Below are 474 nucleotides of genomic sequence, written 5' to 3'. Positions count from 1 at the left end.
GTTTGATACCACGCAGCAGAACACCTACGTTCTCACCAGCACGGCCTTCGTCCAGCAGTTTGCGGAACATTTCAACGCCGGTACAGGTAGATTTCGCAGTATCTTTGATACCAACGATTTCAACTTCTTCACCTACTTTAACGATACCGCGCTCTACACGACCGGTAACAACGGTACCACGACCGGAGATGGAGAATACGTCTTCGATTGGCAGCAGGAACGGCAGGTCGATTGCACGTACTGGTTCTGGGATGTAAGAATCCAGGAAGCCAGCCAGTTCAACGATTTTAGCTTCCCACTCAGCTTCGCCTTCCAGCGCTTTCAGAGCAGAACCACGGATGATTGGGGTGTCATCGCCCGGGAAGTCGTACTGAGACAGAAGTTCACGCACTTCCATTTCAACCAGCTCCAGCAGCTCTTCGTCATCAACCATGTCGCATTTGTTCAGGAACACGATGATGTAAGGAACGCCAA

1 protein-coding gene is annotated in these 474 nt (G+C 51.1%); it reads right to left on the bottom strand.

The genetic code is table 11. The features are described 5' to 3' along the window. A partial coding sequence (locus WFK85_RS23695) for an EF-Tu/IF-2/RF-3 family GTPase (protein ID WP_336710424.1) occupies positions 1-474 on the bottom strand: 474 nt, incomplete at both ends.

It is taken from the genome of Cedecea sp. VD22 (assembly GCF_037150195.1).
Classification (GTDB): domain Bacteria; phylum Pseudomonadota; class Gammaproteobacteria; order Enterobacterales; family Enterobacteriaceae; genus Cedecea.
The sequence above is the reverse complement of the archived record's forward strand: the minus strand, read 5'-3'. Positions and strand labels throughout refer to the sequence as shown.